Origin of the sequence: Thermomonas sp. LB-4 (assembly GCF_036409385.1) — a bacterium.
Taxonomy (GTDB): Bacteria; Pseudomonadota; Gammaproteobacteria; order Xanthomonadales; family Xanthomonadaceae; genus Thermomonas.
The window spans coordinates 146,381-162,598 of the sequence record NZ_JAXOFT010000001.1; the positions used below are offsets into that span (position 1 = coordinate 146,381).

General features: G+C 69.1%; 14 protein-coding genes. 6 read left to right on the plus strand and 8 right to left on the minus strand.

The genetic code is table 11. The features are described 5' to 3' along the window. Positions 1-35 precede the first annotated feature (35 nt). The 5 genes from SPK54_RS00755 (at position 36) to SPK54_RS00775 (ending at position 5,144) form a co-directional block, all read left to right on the plus strand. Entirely contained in the window at positions 36-1,841 is a 1,806-nt protein-coding gene (locus SPK54_RS00755; protein ID WP_330946035.1) for a copper resistance system multicopper oxidase, read from the plus strand. A 14-nt stretch (positions 1,842-1,855) separates the two neighbouring features. Then, positions 1,856-2,941 (plus strand): copper resistance protein B, encoded by a 1,086-nt coding sequence (locus tag SPK54_RS00760; RefSeq protein ID WP_330946202.1) that lies wholly within the window; start codon positions 1,856-1,858, stop codon positions 2,939-2,941. 11 nt (positions 2,942-2,952) lie between these two features. After that, on the plus strand, positions 2,953-3,552 hold the full coding sequence (locus tag SPK54_RS00765) for a DUF411 domain-containing protein (protein WP_330946036.1): 600 nt from the start codon (positions 2,953-2,955) through the stop codon (positions 3,550-3,552). A gap of 61 nt (positions 3,553-3,613) precedes the next feature. Next, the gene (locus tag SPK54_RS00770) at positions 3,614-4,087 is read left to right on the plus strand and encodes an efflux RND transporter permease subunit (RefSeq protein ID WP_330946037.1); all 474 of its coding nucleotides are present in this window, start codon (positions 3,614-3,616) and stop codon (positions 4,085-4,087) included. A 112-nt stretch (positions 4,088-4,199) separates the two neighbouring features. After that, a complete protein-coding gene (locus SPK54_RS00775; RefSeq protein ID WP_330946038.1) occupies positions 4,200-5,144 on the plus strand; it encodes a mechanosensitive ion channel domain-containing protein in 945 nt (314 codons plus the stop codon). A gap of 14 nt (positions 5,145-5,158) precedes the next feature. Here the strand turns inward: SPK54_RS00775 and SPK54_RS00780 are convergent, their stop codons facing one another. Together SPK54_RS00780 and orn are read right to left on the minus strand one after the other, a co-directional pair. Further along, positions 5,159-8,194: a two-component regulator propeller domain-containing protein gene (locus tag SPK54_RS00780; RefSeq protein ID WP_330946039.1), complete on the minus strand. Its 3,036-nt coding sequence runs from the start codon at positions 8,192-8,194 to the stop codon at positions 5,159-5,161. Positions 8,195-8,210: 16 nt separating this feature from the next. Further along, on the minus strand, positions 8,211-8,780 hold the full coding sequence (gene orn / locus SPK54_RS00785; RefSeq protein WP_330946040.1) for an oligoribonuclease: 570 nt from the start codon (positions 8,778-8,780) through the stop codon (positions 8,211-8,213). A 57-nt stretch (positions 8,781-8,837) separates the two neighbouring features. Between orn and SPK54_RS00790 the strand changes: the two genes are divergently transcribed. Continuing rightward, positions 8,838-9,332 (plus strand): DUF2721 domain-containing protein, encoded by a 495-nt coding sequence (locus SPK54_RS00790; RefSeq protein WP_330946041.1) that lies wholly within the window; start codon positions 8,838-8,840, stop codon positions 9,330-9,332. Between the two features lie 16 nt (positions 9,333-9,348). Here SPK54_RS00790 and tadA read toward each other — a convergent pair whose 3' ends face one another. From tadA to moeB, 6 genes are all read right to left on the minus strand, one after another. Beyond that, positions 9,349-9,822 (minus strand): tRNA adenosine(34) deaminase TadA, encoded by a 474-nt coding sequence (gene tadA, locus SPK54_RS00795; protein ID WP_330946042.1) that lies wholly within the window; start codon positions 9,820-9,822, stop codon positions 9,349-9,351. Continuing rightward, positions 9,819-11,378: a glutamine-hydrolyzing GMP synthase gene (gene guaA, locus SPK54_RS00800; protein WP_330946203.1), complete on the minus strand. Its 1,560-nt coding sequence runs from the start codon at positions 11,376-11,378 to the stop codon at positions 9,819-9,821. The genes tadA and guaA overlap by 4 nt, the downstream gene beginning before the upstream one ends. A gap of 66 nt (positions 11,379-11,444) precedes the next feature. Continuing rightward, complete coding sequence (gene guaB, locus SPK54_RS00805; RefSeq protein ID WP_330946043.1) at positions 11,445-12,905, minus strand: IMP dehydrogenase; 1,461 nt, start codon at positions 12,903-12,905, stop codon at positions 11,445-11,447. Positions 12,906-13,096: 191 nt separating this feature from the next. Continuing rightward, the gene (gene folD, locus SPK54_RS00810; protein WP_330946044.1) at positions 13,097-13,984 is read right to left on the minus strand and encodes a bifunctional methylenetetrahydrofolate dehydrogenase/methenyltetrahydrofolate cyclohydrolase FolD; all 888 of its coding nucleotides are present in this window, start codon (positions 13,982-13,984) and stop codon (positions 13,097-13,099) included. Between the two features lie 56 nt (positions 13,985-14,040). Further along, positions 14,041-15,087: a DUF2272 domain-containing protein gene (locus SPK54_RS00815; protein ID WP_330946045.1), complete on the minus strand. Its 1,047-nt coding sequence runs from the start codon at positions 15,085-15,087 to the stop codon at positions 14,041-14,043. Next, positions 15,084-16,217 carry a molybdopterin-synthase adenylyltransferase MoeB gene (gene moeB, locus SPK54_RS00820; protein ID WP_330946046.1) on the minus strand — a complete coding sequence of 378 codons (1,134 nt, stop codon included), beginning with the start codon at positions 16,215-16,217 and terminating at the stop codon, positions 15,084-15,086. Before moeB ends, SPK54_RS00815 begins: the two co-directional genes overlap by 4 nt. Between the last annotated feature and the right edge of the window lies 1 nt (position 16,218).

The following is a 16,218-nucleotide window of genomic DNA, read 5'->3' on the forward strand; positions in this document are numbered from 1 at the left end:
GGTTCGTCGCCCTGTCTCCCCAGTGTGGAGCCCCAATGTCATCACGCGATCTCCCCTCTCGCCTTGGCGCCGAGCTGTCGCGCCGTCGTTTCGTGACCGGCCTGGCCGCAGGCGGCGTCGTGGCCGGCGCCCTGCCGCACTGGCCGGCGTTCGCCGCGCCCTCGCCGCGGGCCGCGGCGGTGCCGGAATTGCGCGGCACCGATTTCAATCTCGCCATCGGCCGCTCGCCGGTCAATTTCACCGGCCGCGAGCGCATGGCCACCACGATCAACGGCTCGCTGCCCGCTCCTACCCTGCGCTGGCGCGAAGGCGACACCGTCACCCTGCGGGTGGCCAACCGGCTGCGCGGCGCGCAGTCGTCGATCCACTGGCACGGCATCATCCTGCCGGCCAACATGGACGGCGTGCCCGGCCTGAGCTTCGACGGCATCGCACCGGGCGAGTCCTACCTCTACCGGTTCCGGCTCAACCAGTCGGGCACCTACTGGTACCACAGCCATTCGATGTTCCAGGAGCAGGCGGGCCTGTACGGCGCGATCGTGATCGAGCCGCGCGAACCGCCGCCCTACCACCACGACCGCGAGCACGTGGTGCTGCTGTCGGACTGGACCGATCTCGATCCGGTCGCCCTGTTCCGCCGCATGAAGAAAATGGCGGGCTACGACAACTACTACAAGCGCACCGTCGGCGACTTCATGCGCGACGTGCGCGAGGACGGCCTGGCGGCCACACTGGAAGATCGCGGCATGTGGGGGCGCATGCGGATGACCCCGACCGACCTGTCAGACATCAACGCCCACACCTACACCTACCTGATCAACGGCACCGCGCCGGCCGGCAACTGGAGCGGCCTTTTCCGCCCCGGCGAGAAGGTGCTGCTGCGCTTCATCAACGGCTCGGCGATGACCTATTTCGACGTGCGCATCCCCGGCCTGAAGATGACCGTGGTGGCGGCCGACGGCCAGTACATCCACCCGGTCAGCGTGGACGAGTTCCGCATCGCGGTGGCCGAGACCTTCGACGTGATCGTCGAACCCCGCGGCCAGGATGCCTACACGATTTTCGCCCAGGACATGGGCCGCACCGGCTATGCGCGCGGCACGCTGGCCGTCCGCCCCGGCCTGGAAGCGCCGCTGCCCGCCATCGACCCGCGCCCGCTGCTGACCATGGACGACATGGGCCACGGCGGCATGGACCACGGCGCGCACGGGAGCGCGAAGCCCATGGAAGGCGGCTGCGGCGCCCGCATGGGCATGGAGGGCGGCTGCGGTGCCAGCATGGGCCACGCCGGCCACGGCAAGGGCGCGGCGGGCGGCATGCAGCAGCACCCGGCTTCGGAAACCGGCAATCCGCTGCTGGACATGCAGGCGATGTCACTTGCCCCCAGGCTCGACGATCCCGGCATCGGCCTGCGCGGCAACGGCCGCACCGTGCTGACCTACGGCGCGATGAAGAGCCTGTTCGACGATCCCGACGGCCGCGAGCCCTCGCGCGAGATCGAATTGCACCTGACTGGCCACATGGAGAAGTTCGCCTGGTCGTTCGATGGCAAGAAGTTCATGGATGCCGAACCGCTGCGGCTCAACTACGGCGAGCGCATGCGCATCGTGCTGGTCAACGACACCATGATGACCCACCCGATCCACCTGCACGGGCTGTGGAGCGACCTCGAGGACGAGAGCGGCAACTTCCACCTGCGCAAGCACACCGTCGACATCGCGCCCGGCACCAGGCGCAGCTACCGCGTGCGCGCCGACGCGCTCGGCCGCTGGGCCTACCACTGCCATCTGCTTTACCACATGGAAGCGGGAATGATGCGCGAAGTGCGGGTGGAGGAATGAGCACGATGGACAGCATGCACCCGATGCCGTGGAATGCCCTCGCGTTGGCGCTTGGCCTCACCGTCTCCGCCGGCGCACAGGCGCAGGATCACGCCCACCACAAGCACCTCCCATCCACGCAGCAGGCGCACGCGGCAACACCGGCGACGCCGCCGCCGGCCCATGCCGATCACGCCGGCCATGCGGCTCACGCCGCCGATACCGCAAACAAGCCGGCGCCGCCGGCAACGCCCGCGATGGAACACGCCCACATGGGCCACGCCACGCCCAAGGCGGACGCGGCCGGGCATTTCGACATGAACCACGGCGCGATGGATCACGGGTCGATGAATCATGGATCGACGGATCACGCCGCCATGGGCCACGGCGCGGCCGGGACATCCGCGCAGCCGCTCGCCCCGATCCCGGTGGTGACCGATGCGGATCGCGCGGCGGCATTCCCGGAACTGAAGCTGCACATGGAGCACGCCTCGGAGGTGAACAGCCTGGTGATGTTCAATCGCCTCGAAGGCTGGGATGCCGACCACGGCAGCGGCCAGGCCTGGGAAGCGCAGGCCTGGATCGGCACCGACCTCAACCGCCTGTGGCTGCGCTCGGAAGGCGAGCGCAGCGACGGCCACACCGAATCGGCCGATCTGGAAGTGCTGTACGGGCGCAGCGTGTCCGCCTGGTGGGACGTGGTCGGCGGCATCAGGCGCGACTTCAAGCCCGGCGGTTCGCAGACCTGGGCGGCGTTCGGCGTGCAGGGCTTGGCGCCCTACAAGTTCGAAGTGCAGGCCACGGCGTACGTCGGCGAATCCGGGAAGACCGCGGCCAGCATCGAGGCGGAGTACGAGGTGCTGCTGACCAATCGCCTCGTCCTGCAGCCGCTGGTTGAGGCGAGCCTGTACGGCAAGGACGATCCGCGCCGCGGCATCGGCTCCGGCCTGAGCACGGCCGAAGCCGGCCTGCGCCTGCGCTACGAGTTCACCCGCCGGGTTGCCCCGTACATCGGCGTCGTCCACGAACGCGCGTTCGGCAGAACCGCCGACCTGCGTACGGCCGGAGGCGAAGCCACCCGAGATACCCGCATGGTCGCGGGCGTCCGCATCTGGTTCTGAGGAGGAGTCGCATGTCTTTCAAATACCGCACCCCTGCACGCGGCCACGTCCACCGCCAGTGGACCGGCCTGATCCTGGCCTCGTCCCTGGCCCTGAGCGCCTGCGCCAAGCCCGCTGATCCGCCTGCCGGCGCCGCTGCCGCAACAACGCCCATGCCCGCCACCGCGGCACAGCCGGCGGAACCGTTCGCGTCGCCGCCTGCGGCCGGTCCGAATGGCGACAATCACGCACAGCCACGCCTGGTGGTCACCAAGACGCCGACCTGCGGCTGCTGCCATCTGTGGGTGGAGCACATGCAGCAGGCAGGTTTCCAGGTCGAGGTCCGCGACGTCGATGACCTGGGCTCTGTGAAGGAGCGTGTCGGCGTGCCCTACGGCAAGGGTTCCTGCCATACCGCCGAGATCGAGGGCTATTTCGTCGAGGGTCATGTCCCCGCCGGGGACGTGAAGCGCCTGTTGGCCGAACGGCCCGATGCCAAGGGCCTGACCGTGCCAGGCATGCCAATGGGATCGCCCGGCATGGAAACGCCGGATGGGCGGGTCCAACCCTACGTGGTGGAACTGGTGGCCAAGGACGGTTCCACCTCGCCGTTCGCCCACCACGGGCACTGACTCGCCCCATTCCAAATCTCGTTACCGGTTCCATTTTGACTGCGCTGTTACGGGAGGACGCATGAGCGGACGCCGGCACCACGCACATGGCCACGACCGCAGCCGCCCGCACGCCAACCCCGCGCCCGCCAATGGCGGCGTCATCGATCCGGTCTGCGGCATGCAGGTGGATCCGGCTACGACGCCCCACCGTGCCGGGCGCGCGGGCACCACCTACCAATTCTGTTCGGCGCGCTGCCGCGAGAAGTTCATCGCCGACCCGGCGCATTTCCCGACGCCGTCCCCGAACGCAGCGGTGGCCGGCACGCTGTACGTCTGCCCGCTGCATCCGGAGATCCGCCAGTTGATGACGGTGGTGGCGATCATGGCCGGCCTGCTGCCGATCATGTGGAGCCATGGCACCGGTTCGGAGATCATGCGCCGGATCGCCGCGCCGATGGTGGGCGGGATGGTGTCTTCCACCGTGCTGACGCTGGTGGTGATCCCGGTGATCTATGCGCTGGTGAAGCAGCGCGGCGCGCGGTCCGCCGGCTGACCGCGCGCGCAGGACGCAGGGCACGTTGATCGTGCCTTTGCGGCCTGCGCGTTATCCTGCCGGGCCCTGCCGCGGCCGCGGCAAGGATGCGCACTCAACCATCGGAGCCAAGATGCAGCCCAGCGTTCCCGCCGCCGCACCGCAACACGAACAGGCCACGCAGTTGGCGCGCGAACTGCGCGGCATCGACTGGCTGCAGCTGCTCGAGGCCTGGGGCCTGCGGCTGCTGGCGGCGCTGGCGATCTTCATGATCGGCCGCTGGTTGGCGCGGCGGATGAGCACCGGTCTCGGGCGCGTGCTTGGCCGCGCCAACGTGGATAGCACGCTGAGCGGCTTCCTCGGCAACATCGCCTACGCGGTGATGCTGGTGCTGGTGATCATGACCGCGCTGGCGGCGATCGGCATTCCCACCACCTCGATGTTCGCCGTCCTTGGCGCCGCGGGCCTGGCAGTAGGCCTGGCGCTGAAGGATTCGCTGTCCAACATCGCCTCGGGGGTGATGTTGATCGTGCTGCGGCCGTTCCGCGCCGGCGACCACGTGGTGATTGCGGGACAGGAGGGCACGGTGCTGGAGATCCGCGTATTCCAGACCCGGCTGCGCGCGTTCGACCACCGCGTGGTGATCCTGCCCAACAGCGAGATCACCACCGCCCCGATCGTCAACCACTCGCAGCTGCCGCAGCGCCGCTTCGACGTCACCGTCGGCGTGGGCTACGAGGACGACCTGCACAAGGCCCGCCAGATCCTGCTGCAGATCGCCGAGAGCGAGCCGAAGGTGCTCGCGGAGCCGGCGCCGATGGTGCAGGTGGTCAACCTTGGCGAAAGCAGCGTCGATCTGACCCTGTTCGCATTCGCACGCAACGAGGACTATGGCGATGCGCGCAGCCGGGTCATCGAGGCGATCCGCAACGAGCTGATCGGCAGCGGCCTGAACATCCCCTACCCGCAGCGCGACCTGCACGTCTACCATCGCGACGCCGACGGCCGTCCGATTGCCGACATCCTGCTGCGCGGGATGGCGGACGATGGCGACCAGCCGAGCAGCCGCGAACGCTGAAACCGCCGGCGGCCTCAGCCAGCGATGCGGTTGCGACCGGCGCGCTTCGCCTCGTAAAGCAGCGCATCGGCCCGCGCGACCAGATCCTCGATGCGGACGGCGCCGGCGCGCTCGGCAATGCCGGCGCTCACCGACAGCCGCCGTTCCGGCGCATAGGCGCTGCAATCGATCGCCTCCACGCGCTGGCGCATCGCCTCGCAGATTTCGCGTGCGCGCTCCAGCGGAATCCGCTCGAACAGGACCGCGAACTCCTCGCCGCCCCAGCGCGCCAGCATGCCGGCGCCGTCCAACGCGTCGCGCAGCGCATGCGCCACGGCGACCAGCGCCTGATCGCCCGCGGCGTGCGAGTAGCGATCGTTGATCTGCTTGAAATGGTCGATGTCGAACAGCGCGAAGCAAAGCGGCCGGCGGGTGCGCAGGGCGCGCGCGAAGGCCAGCTGCAGTTCGGCATCCAGACTGCGGCGGTTGCCGACGCCGGTCAACGCATCCTCCAGCGCCATCCGCGCGAACGCTTCCGATTGCTGGCCCAGCTTGTCCAGCAACACCGACTTCTCGAGGTCGGACTCGCGCAGGCGTTCGGCGTGCAGGCGCAGGTCGTGGGTCCGCTCCGCCACCGTTTCCTCGAGGCGGGCCGCGCGCCGGCGCAGGCTGCCCACGCGCCAGAGGTAGACCGCGTACACGCAGGCCAGCCCCAGCAGGATCGCGGCGACGATGAAACCGCGCCGCTGCCAGGGCTGCGGTGCGATCTCGATGGCAACCCCGGTCACCTCGCTGCTCCAGCCCTGGTCCAGGCCGGGAGCGGAGACGTTGACGTGGAAGCGGTAGTTGCCGGGATCGAGGTTGGTGTACTGGGCGCTGCGCAGGTTGCCGCGCTCCACCCAGCCGGGATCGAAGCCCTCCAGCTGGTAGCGGTAGCGCAGGAAACGCGGCATCTGGAAGCTCACCGCGGCGAAGCGGAACTCCAGCTTGCGCGTGCCTGCAGGCAGCCGCAGAACCTCGTCCAGATGCACGGGCTTGCCATCGGCCAACACCTGCTCCACCACCACGTGCGGCAGCGCGTGCCGGTAGCTCTGCAGCGCCCCCGGATCCACCGCTGCGGCGCCGCGCGCAGTGGCGATCCACAGGTTGCCGCGCCCATCGCGCATCGCCGCAGGTCCGGAGCCGCCGTTGCACTGCGAACTGACGAGTCCGTCCGCCTCGCCGAAATGATCGACGGTGAGCTGGGCGCGGCGGCCGCCCAGCACCGCCTCCGCCTCGTCCCGCGCGATGCGCAGCACGCCGCGGTTCGATGCCAGCCACAGGTAGCCAAGACCGTCGTCGAGGATGGCGAACAGCGTATCCACCGGCAGGCCGTGCTCCAGGCTCAGCCCGCGTATCCGGCCCTGGCGGTAGCGCAACAGCCCGCGGTCGGTGGCCAGCCACATCGTGCCGTCGGCGTCTTCGTGGAAATCGAAGACGTCCTGCGCGCCGCGGACCAGGTTCGCCTCCAGCGGCAGCACCTCATCATCCACGACCCGCGCCACGCCGTTGCTGGTTCCCACCCACAGCGTGCCATCGCCGGCCACATGCAGCGCGATGATGAACTCGCGCGGCAATCCCTGCGCCACGCCGAATCCGCGGAACTGTCCATCGCGAAGCCGCACCAGTCCGCGGGTGGTGCCTATCCAGACGGTGCCATCTTTGCCTTCCGCCAGCGCCCGGATCTGGTTGCTGCCGGGCATGCCGTCGGCGGAGTCGTAGCGCGCCACCACCTGGCCGTCGCGCAGCCGCAGCACGCCGTCGGTGTAGGTGCCGACCAGCAGGCTGCCATCGCGGGCCTGCAGCAGGCTGAGGATGGAGTCGCCGGGCAGGCCATCCGCCTTGGTGTATCCGGCCACGATGGCGTTGTTGCGCCACAGGTTGAGGCCGCGACCGGTACCGATCCAGATGCCGCCGTCCGGTGCAGCTGCCAGCGCGCGGACGTAGTCGTCGCTCAGCCCCTGGTCGCTGTTCCAGGTAGTGAACGGCGCGTCGCTCAACCGCATCAGTCCGGCATTCGTTCCTACCCAGATGCTGCCTTCGCGATCGGCAAGCAGGGAGGCAACCCGGTTGTTCGGCAGTTCCCGCCGGCTGGTGAAGTGTTCCACGCCCGACCCGGCCAACCGGAACAACCCGTTGTTGACGGTCCCGATCCAAAGATGACCTGCATTGTCCTCCGCGAGGCTGGGCACGCCGTCCTCTGGCAGCCTGGGCGACAGCTGCACAAAGCGCCCGCTGCTGGCGTCGCGACGGTATACCCCGCGTTCGGTGCCCACCAGCAGGACACCGGCTCGCGTCTGCAGCAGGCGGAACACCGGCGCCTGCGGAAGGCCTGCCAGCGCACCCACCCGGATCGCCCGGCCGCCCACCACGTGGACCAGCCCGGCCGCCGTGGCGACCCACATGCTGCCGTCGCGGTCTTCCAGCAGGCTGAACACGACGTCGCTGGGAAGCCGGCCGTTCGCCACGTTGAACTGCAGCGCGCGACCGCGCTCCAGCATGCTCAAACCCATGCTTTCGGTGGCCGCCCACAGGCGCCCGTGGCGATCCAGCACCGCATCGAGGATCTCGTCCTGCGCCAGGCCATCGGCGCTTGTCCAGCTGCGCCAGCGATCCCCCTGCTTCACCGCCACCCCGCCCCGCGAGGTGCCAACGACCACGGCGCCGTTCGCCGCCGCGCGCACCGACCGCACGCCGTTGTCCCTCAGCGCAGGCGTATTGCCGCGGTCGAACTGGTGGAACTCCAGTCCGTTGTAGCGCACCAGGCCTTCCCAGGTGCCCAGCCACAGGTAGCCGTCGGGCGTCTGCGCAATGGCGTTGATCTGGTTATGGGGAAGTCCCTGTCGGGTGGTCCAGGTTTCCCTATAGAACGCCGAAATCGGCTTCTCGGGACGCGGCGGCGCCGTCGTCCGCACGGGCGTGGCCTGCATGGCCGCAGTTGCGTGCTTGGGCGCCGCCAACCACGCACACGACAGGATCAGCAGCCCGAAAGCCACCAGCCCCAGTGCCCTCCGGACGCCCCCTGCGGACATTCGGCAGCTGCCGGCGTCAGCCCACGGCCAGCCCGGCCATGGCGCCCATGTACCTGCGATAGTGGCGCAGTTCTTCGATCGAGTCGTGCACATCGCTCAGCGCGGTATGCGCAGAGGTCTTCTTCACCCCTTCCAGCACCGCCGGCGACCAGCGCCGCGCCAGCTCCTTGAGCGTGCTGACGTCGAGGTTGCGATAGTGGAAATGGCGTTCCAGCGCCGGCATCAGCCGGTGCAGGAAACGCCGGTCCTGGCAGATCGAATTGCCGCACATCGGCGAAACATTGGCCGGCACCCACTGGTGCAGGAACGCCAGCGTCTGCGACTCGGCATCGGCGAGCGGCACGCCCGCTTCCAGCACCCGTCGCCACAGCCCGGATCCCCCGTGCTGGCTGCGGTTCCATTCGTCCATCGCCTCCAGCGTGGCCAGCGGATGGGCGATGGCCAGCTCGGGCCCTTCGGCAAGCACGTTCAGCTGGCCGTCCGTCACCACGGTGGCGATCTCCAGGATGCCGTCGCGCTCGGTATCCAGCCCGGTCATTTCAAGATCGATCCAGATCAGGCAGTCTTGGGTGGGATCGGCAGGCATGGGCTCGCGCACGCGTTGGGGTGAGGGCATGATACCGGCTTGCCGACGGGACGCCGCATGCTGCAGACCACCGCCAATGCCATCGGCCACCACGCGATCCTGACCGCGATGCTGGCCCCGGCCTTCTTCCTCACCGCCACCGCTGGCCTGCTGGCCTCGGCCAATACGCGGCTGGCCCGGGTCGTGGACAGGCTGCGCGCACTGATAGCCAGTTGGGAGCACGACGCAACGGACGCCGGCGAGCGCGAGGAGCAGATCCGTCGCCACCGCCAGCGCGCACACCTGGTGCTGCGCGCCTGCCGGTTGCTGTACGGCGCCCTGGCCAGCTTCGTCGGCACCAGCCTGGCGCTGGCCACCGACGCGCTGGTGGGATTCCGGATGGGGGCGCTGCCCACCGCGATGGCGGTACTGGGCGTCCTGTTCCTGCTGGCGGCCAGCATCGCCATGTGGCGCGAAGTCAGCCTGGCGGTGAAGAGTTTCGATCTGGAGCTCGACCACAGCATGGCCGCGGCCCGGCGCCCGCCCACGCCGCCGGATGCCGCCGCGGACTGACGCGCCCGCGATCGCCTCAGGCGCCGCCCTTGCCCCGGCGGGCGCGGAAGTAGCCAGTCAGCATCGGTCCGGCGATAGCGGCCAGCACGCCGCCGGCCACTTCGATGCGATGGTTGTGGCGCGGATCGGCCAGCAGGTCGAATACGCTGCCCGCCGCACCGGTCTTGGGATCGAACGCACCGAACACCACCCGCGCCAACCGCGCATGCACCATCGCCATCGCGCACATCGCGCAGGGCTCCAGGGTCACGTATAGCGTGCAGCCGACCAGCCGGTGGTTGCCCAGCGCCTGCCCGGCTCGCCGCATCGCCACGATCTCCGCGTGCGCGCTCGGATCGCATTCGGCGATGTTGCGGTTCCAGCCCTCGCCGACGACGTTGCCGTCGCCATCCACCACCACGGCGCCGACCGGGATCTCGTCATCCTCGTCGCGCGCGCGTTCGGCCAGCGCCAGCGCATGGCGCATCCAGCGCTCGTCGGTGTCGCTCATTCCCACTCGATAGTAGCCGGCGGCTTGCCGGAGATGTCGTAGACCACGCGCGAGACGCCGCGGAGTTCGTTGATGATGCGGTTGCTGACCGTGCCGAGGAAGTCGTACGGCAGGTGCGCCCAGTGCGCGGTCATGAAGTCGATGGTCTCCACCGCGCGCAGCGCGATCACCCATTCGTAGGCGCGTGCGTCGCCGACCACGCCGACCGACTTCACCGGCAGGAACACCGCGAATGCCTGCGAAGTCTTGTCGTACAGGCCGGCCTTACGCAGCTCGTCGATGAAGATCGCATCCGCTTGCGCCAGCAGCTCGGCGTACTCCGGCTTCACTTCCCCGAGGATGCGCACGCCCAGCCCCGGGCCAGGGAACGGGTGGCGATAGACCATCTCGCGTGGCAGGCCGAGCTCGACTCCCAGCCTGCGCACTTCGTCCTTGAACAGTTCGCGCAACGGCTCCACCAGCCCCAGCTTCATGTGCTCGGGCAGGCCACCGACGTTGTGGTGGCTCTTGATGACGTGGGCCTTGCCGGTCTTGCTGCCGGCCGATTCGATCACGTCCGGGTAGATGGTGCCCTGCGCCAGCCACTTCGCGTTGCTGAGCTTGCTGGATTCCTCATCGAAGATCTCGACGAACAGGTTGCCGATGATCTTGCGCTTGGCTTCCGGATCGCTGACCCCGGCGAGCTTGTCGAAATAGCGGTCGGCGGCGTTCACGCGCACGACCTTGACGCCCATATGCTCGGCGAACATCGCCATCACCTGGTCGCCTTCGTTCCAGCGCAGCAGGCCGGTGTCCACGAACACGCAGGTCAGCTGGTCGCCGATCGCCCGGTGCAGCAGCGCCGCGACCACCGAGGAATCCACGCCGCCGGACAGGCCGAGGATCACTTCGTCGGTCCCGACCTGCTCGCGCACCCGGGCGATCTGGTCTTCGATGATGTTGGCTGCCGTCCACAGCGTGCGGCAGCCGCAGATGTCGACCGCGAAGCGCCGCAGCAGCGCCTCGCCGGCTGCGGTGTGGGTCACTTCCGGATGGAACTGCACGCCATAGATCTTCTTCGCGTCGTTGGCGAACGCGGCGATGCCGAGGCGATCGGTGCGGGCGGTGATGCTGAAGCCTTCCGGCGCACGCGCGACATGATCGCCATGGCTCATCCACACGTTGCGCAACGCCGCGCTGGTGGCCACCGGTGCCAGCAGCGCATCGTTGGCGATGATCTCCAGCGCCGCATGGCCGAACTCCCGCTGGTTGCCGGCCTCGGTGGCGCCGCCCAGCTGCACCGCCAGCGTCTGCATGCCGTAGCAGATGCCGAGGATCGGCACCCCGGCATCGAACACCTGCCGCGGCGCCGCGGGGCAGCCGGGCTCGGTGGTCGACTCGGGACCGCCGGACAGGATGATGCCCTTCGCGCCGAACGCGGCGATCTCGGCCGGATCGTGGTCCCACGCCCAGATCTCGCAGTACACGCCGATCTCGCGGATGCGGCGGGCGATCAGCTGGGTGTACTGCGCGCCGAAGTCTAGGATCAGGATCTTGTCGGTGTGGATGTTGGTCATGCGCTGGCTGTTATTCGTCATTGGATACAACAAAGGGAGTCTTGCGGCTCCCTTTGCGTGGATGCCTCAACCGGCCCGGTAGTTCGGCGGTTCCTTGGTGATCTGCACGTCGTGGACGTGGCTTTCGCGCTGGCCGGCGCCGGTCACCTTGACGAACTGCGGCTGGCTGCGCATTTCCTCGACCGTCGCGCAGCCCACGTAGCCCATGGTCGCGCGCAGGCCACCCATCAGCTGGTGCACCACGCCCGACAGCGGGCCGCGCACCGGCACCCTGCCCTCGATGCCTTCCGGCACCAGCTTGTCGGCGTCGGAGGCATCCTGGAAATAGCGGTCCTTCGACCCCTTCTCCATCGCGCCCAGCGACCCCATGCCGCGGTAGCTCTTGTAGCTGCGGCCCTGGAACAGCTCGATTTCGCCCGGGCTTTCCTCGGTGCCGGCGAACAGGCCGCCGATCATCACGCTGGAGGCGCCTGCCGCCAGCGCCTTGCCGATGTCGCCGGAATAGCGGATGCCGCCGTCGGCGATCAGCGGGATGCGATCCTGCAAGGCCGACGCCACCATGTCGATGGCGGTGATCTGCGGCACGCCCACGCCGGCGACGATGCGGGTGGTGCAGATCGAGCCCGGGCCGACGCCTACCTTCACCGCGTCCGCACCCGCGTCCATCAGCGCCAGCGCGGCGTCGCCGGTGACGATGTTGCCGCCCACCACCTGCACCTTCGGGTAGCGCTGCTTGACCCAGGCCACGCGCTCGATCACGCCCTGCGAATGGCCGTGCGCGGTATCGACCACGATCACGTCCACGCCGGCGGCCACCAGCGCCTCCACGCGCTGTTCGGTATCGCCGCCCACGCCCACCGCGGCGCCGACCAGCAGGCGTTCGCTGGTGTCGTAGGCCGCGTTGGGATTGTCGGACTTCTTCTGGATGTCCTTGACGGTAATGAGGCCGCGCAGTTCGAAGTCGTCGTTGACCACCAGCACCTTCTCGATGCGGTGCTTGTGCAGCAGGCCCATCACCTCGTCGTCGCTGGCGCCCTCCTTCACCGTGACCAGCTTGTCCTTCTTGGTCATCACGTGGCGGACCGGATCGTCCAGCTTCTTCTCGAAGCGCATGTCGCGGCCGGTGACGATGCCGACCAGGTGGCCGGATTCGTCCACCACCGGAACGCCGGAGATGTTGCGCGCGCGGGTCAGCTTGAGCACCTCGCCGATGCTGGTGTCGGGGCCCACGGTGAACGGCTCGCGGATCACCCCGGCCTCGAAGTTCTTCACCCACGCCACCTGCGCGGCCTGCGCCTGCGCGGTCATGTTCTTGTGGATGATCGAGATGCCGCCCAGCTGCGCCATCGCCACGGCGAGGCGCGCTTCGCTCACGGTATCCATCGCCGCCGAGGCGATGGGCAGGCGGATGCGCAGGTCGCGGGTGAGGCGCGTTTCCAGCGAGACATCCTTGGGCAGGACGGCGGAATGCGCGGGGACGAGGGAAACATCGTCGTACGTCAGTGCTTCAGCCAGGATGCGGAGCATCGGCAGACCCATAGGAAGTGGGGAAGCGCGCCATTGTAGCGCTTTTTTGCGGCTGGCCCGGAAAACCGGGACGCCGGCGGCCTTGTCCGGGGATCGGCCGTGGCCTGGCCTCGCAACCAAGCGAGTATCGGGGAGCGACTTGCGAGGCCAGGCCACGGCCGATCCCGCGATGAACTGCAGGGCGCCCCCGGCTACGGCCGAAGCGCGTCCGGATTCGCGGCGCAATCCGCCAGTTCCGCCGCCTCCAGCGTGTTCTGCATCAGCGTGGCCACGGTCATTGGCCCCACCCCGCCCGGCACGGGGGTGATCCAGCTGGCGCGCTTGGCCGCTTCCTCGTAGCCCACGTCGCCGACCAGACGGCCGTCGTCCAGGCGGTTGATGCCGACATCGATCACCACCGCACCCTCCTTCACCCAGTCGCCCGGGATCAGGCCCGGCCGGCCGGCCGCAACCACCAGGATGTCGGCCTCGCCAACGTGGCGCTTGAGCACGTCCATCGGGGTGAACTTGTGGCAGCTGGTCACGGTGCAGCCGGCGATCAGCAGCTCCTGCCCCATCGGACGGCCGACGTGGTTGGACACGCCCACGATGGTGGCGCTCTGCCCGCGCACCGGGCGGTCGGTCCACGCCAGCAGGGTGGTGATGCCGCGCGGCGTGCAAGGGCGCAGGCCGAACTGGCGCAGCGCCAGATGGCCGACGTTCTGCGGGTGGAAGCCATCCACGTCCTTGTCGGGGTGGATGCGCTCGATCAGCCGGCTGGCGTCGCGGATGCCGGGCAGCGGCAGCTGGATCAGGATGCCGTGCACCTGCGGATCGGCGTTGAGCTGGTCGATCAGCGCCACCAACTCGGCCTCGCCGGTGCCCGCAGGCAGGTCGTAGTCGAACGCCCGGATGCCCACTTTTTCCGCCGCGCGCTTCTTGTTGCGCACGTATACCGACGACGCCGGATCGCTGCCCACCAAGACCACCGCAAGGCCCGGCCGCGACTTGCCGGTGGCCAACCGCGCGTCCACCTGCGCCTTCAGGCTGTCGAGCAGCGCGTCGGCGATGCGTTTTCCATCGAGGATTCTTGCGGTCATTCGGCGCGGCTGCGTAACGGGCGGGCCCGCATTATCGCGCAGCCGGTCCGCGTGGCCTATTCCGACCCCTGCAGCGGGGCGTCGGTTTGCTGTGCCTGCGGGGCGATCTGTCCCGCCGCCGGACAGCGCGGCACGCCCGAGCCCACCACGCAGTTCACGCAGCAGGTGGGCGCCACCGGGGCGCTGGGCAGGAAGCTGGGCGGCGCCACCGGGCCAAGCTTCGCCAGTTCTTCCTGCGGCTTGAGCTTGAGCACCGCGGCCCAGTCCTGGCGGTTGAAGCTGCAGGCGCCCAGCGTCTCCGGCGAGCATTCCACGTCGCCATCGGAGCGGCGCGGCAGGTCCCACAGCTGGCCCTGCGCATTGAGGTTGAAGATGCGCATGGTCACCGCCTGCTGCACGTTGCCGCCCACCGCATAGGCCTTGCCGCCTGTGGCCGCGACGATCAGGTCGCAATGCATCGGCAGGCTGGTGGTGCTGCCGTCGATCGCCTTCAGCAGGCCGTCGTGGCCGTACACGCGGCCGGTGCGCACGTAGCAGAGCATGTCGCCGGTTTCCAGCTTCGCCGACATCGGTTCCACGAAGCGATAGGGGCTGGCGGCGACGTCCTTGCGCGCGGCGCGTACGTAATCGAAATGGCTGGCGGAGGTGCGGAAGCCCGGCACCCCGGCGCGCTGCATCACCCAGCTGATGAAGGCGGCCGACCACGGGTTGTCGATGACGAAGCCGCGGCAGCCCAGGCCCGGGTACGCGAGGTTGAGCGCGGCGTAGCCGCAGTCGCTGGCGCCCGGCTTGAACCCCATCGGCGACAGTAGCCCGCTGGCCTGCCAGTAGAACGCCACCCGCCGCCACGGCGAGCCGCCGTCCTTCAGCCCGCTGCCTTCCGCCTCGTAGGCGTTGAGGCTGGCCAGCCGGCCATCGGCGTCGATGAACGGCCGGTTCCAGCGCAGGTGCTCGTCGCAGGCGATGGCGGCAATGCGGGTGGCCACCTGCGGGTCGGACTGGCGCTGCGACAGCGTCGGGCACTGGTCGGTGGCAAACGCCGGTGCGGCGGCGAACAACAGGCAGGCCGCCAGCAGGCGACGCATCCATGCGAAATCGGTCATCGGTCAGCTCCAGCGCACAGCGCCATATAGTCGGGATAGCCGTTGAAAGCGCGATCCGGCGTGCAAACCGGACACTGCGGGTCCGCTTCCACGCGGAATTCCCGGAAGCGCATCGCCAGCGCATCGAACTGCAGCAGCCGGCCGGCCAGGGATTCGCCGATGCCCAGCAGCAGCTTGATCGCCTCGGTGGCCTGCAGCAGGCCGATCACGCCCGGCAGCACGCCAAGCACGCCGGCTTCGGCACAGTTCGGCGCGGCCTCGGCCGGCGGTGGCTCCGGGAACAGGCAGCGATAGCACGGCGCCTGTCCGCGCCGACGGCCGGCGTCGAACACGCTGGCCTGCCCCTCGAAACGATGCACCGCGCCATGCACCAGCGGCTTGCCAAGATGCACGCAGGCGTCGTTGAGCAGATAGCGCACCGGGAAGTTGTCGCCGCCGTCCAGCACCACGTCCACGCCTTCGAGCAGGCGTTCGACGTTGACCGCGGTGACCCTCTCGCGCACCTGCTCGATGCGGGCGCGCGGATTGAGCGCGGTCAGCGCGGCCGCCGCAGATTCCACCTTCGACATGCCTATGCGGGCATCGGCATGCAGGATCTGCCGCTGCAGGTTGCTGCGATCGACCACATCGTCATCGGCGATGCGCAGATGGCCGATGCCGGCGGCTGCCAGATAGAACGCAGCCGGCGCACCCAGGCCGCCGGCGCCCACCAGCAGCACGCGTGCGGCCTCGAGCTTCCTCTGGCCGTCGAGGCCGACTTCCGGCAGGCGCAGGTGGCGCGAATAGCGTTCGCCGAAATCGGCGTCGATGTCGGGCCTGGCCATCGGCAGCCCGGCCGCCTCCCACGCGCGCGTCCCGCCCTCCACCGAGGCCACATTGCGGTAGCCCAGCGCCTGCAGCGCCTGCACGCAGGCCAGCGAACGCACGCCGGCCTGGCACAGCAGCAGGATTTCCGCGTCGCGATCCGGCAGCTGCGCGCCCGGATCTTTCAGCAGGTCTTCGCGGACGATGCCCAGCGCGTCCGTGGCCATGCCCAGCGCGCGCTCGTGCGGCGCGCGCACATCCACAAGCAACGCGCCCTCCTGCAGGCGGGCATAAGCGGCGGCGGGGGGCAGGCTGCGGGCACTCATG

Bases quoted from the DNA above. Each gene is read 5' to 3' on its own strand.
- folD (WP_330946044.1), bottom strand. From the start codon at position 13,984: ATGACCGCAAGAATCCTCGATGGAAAACGCATCGCCGACGCGCTGCTC.
- SPK54_RS00770 (WP_330946037.1), top strand. From the start codon at position 3,614: ATGAGCGGACGCCGGCACCACGCACATGGCCACGACCGCAGCCGCCCG.
- guaB (WP_330946043.1), bottom strand. From the start codon at position 12,905: ATGCTCCGCATCCTGGCTGAAGCACTGACGTACGACGATGTTTCCCTC.
- SPK54_RS00815 (WP_330946045.1), bottom strand. From the start codon at position 15,087: ATGACCGATTTCGCATGGATGCGTCGCCTGCTGGCGGCCTGCCTGTTG.
- orn (WP_330946040.1), bottom strand. From the start codon at position 8,780: ATGCCTGCCGATCCCACCCAAGACTGCCTGATCTGGATCGATCTTGAA.
- SPK54_RS00775 (WP_330946038.1), top strand. From the start codon at position 4,200: ATGCAGCCCAGCGTTCCCGCCGCCGCACCGCAACACGAACAGGCCACG.
- SPK54_RS00780 (WP_330946039.1), bottom strand. From the start codon at position 8,194: ATGTCCGCAGGGGGCGTCCGGAGGGCACTGGGGCTGGTGGCTTTCGGG.
- SPK54_RS00760 (WP_330946202.1), top strand. From the start codon at position 1,856: ATGCACCCGATGCCGTGGAATGCCCTCGCGTTGGCGCTTGGCCTCACC.
- guaA (WP_330946203.1), bottom strand. From the start codon at position 11,378: ATGACCAACATCCACACCGACAAGATCCTGATCCTAGACTTCGGCGCG.
- SPK54_RS00790 (WP_330946041.1), top strand. From the start codon at position 8,838: ATGCTGCAGACCACCGCCAATGCCATCGGCCACCACGCGATCCTGACC.
- SPK54_RS00765 (WP_330946036.1), top strand. From the start codon at position 2,953: ATGTCTTTCAAATACCGCACCCCTGCACGCGGCCACGTCCACCGCCAG.
- moeB (WP_330946046.1), bottom strand. From the start codon at position 16,217: ATGAGTGCCCGCAGCCTGCCCCCCGCCGCCGCTTATGCCCGCCTGCAG.
- SPK54_RS00755 (WP_330946035.1), top strand. From the start codon at position 36: ATGTCATCACGCGATCTCCCCTCTCGCCTTGGCGCCGAGCTGTCGCGC.
- tadA (WP_330946042.1), bottom strand. From the start codon at position 9,822: ATGAGCGACACCGACGAGCGCTGGATGCGCCATGCGCTGGCGCTGGCC.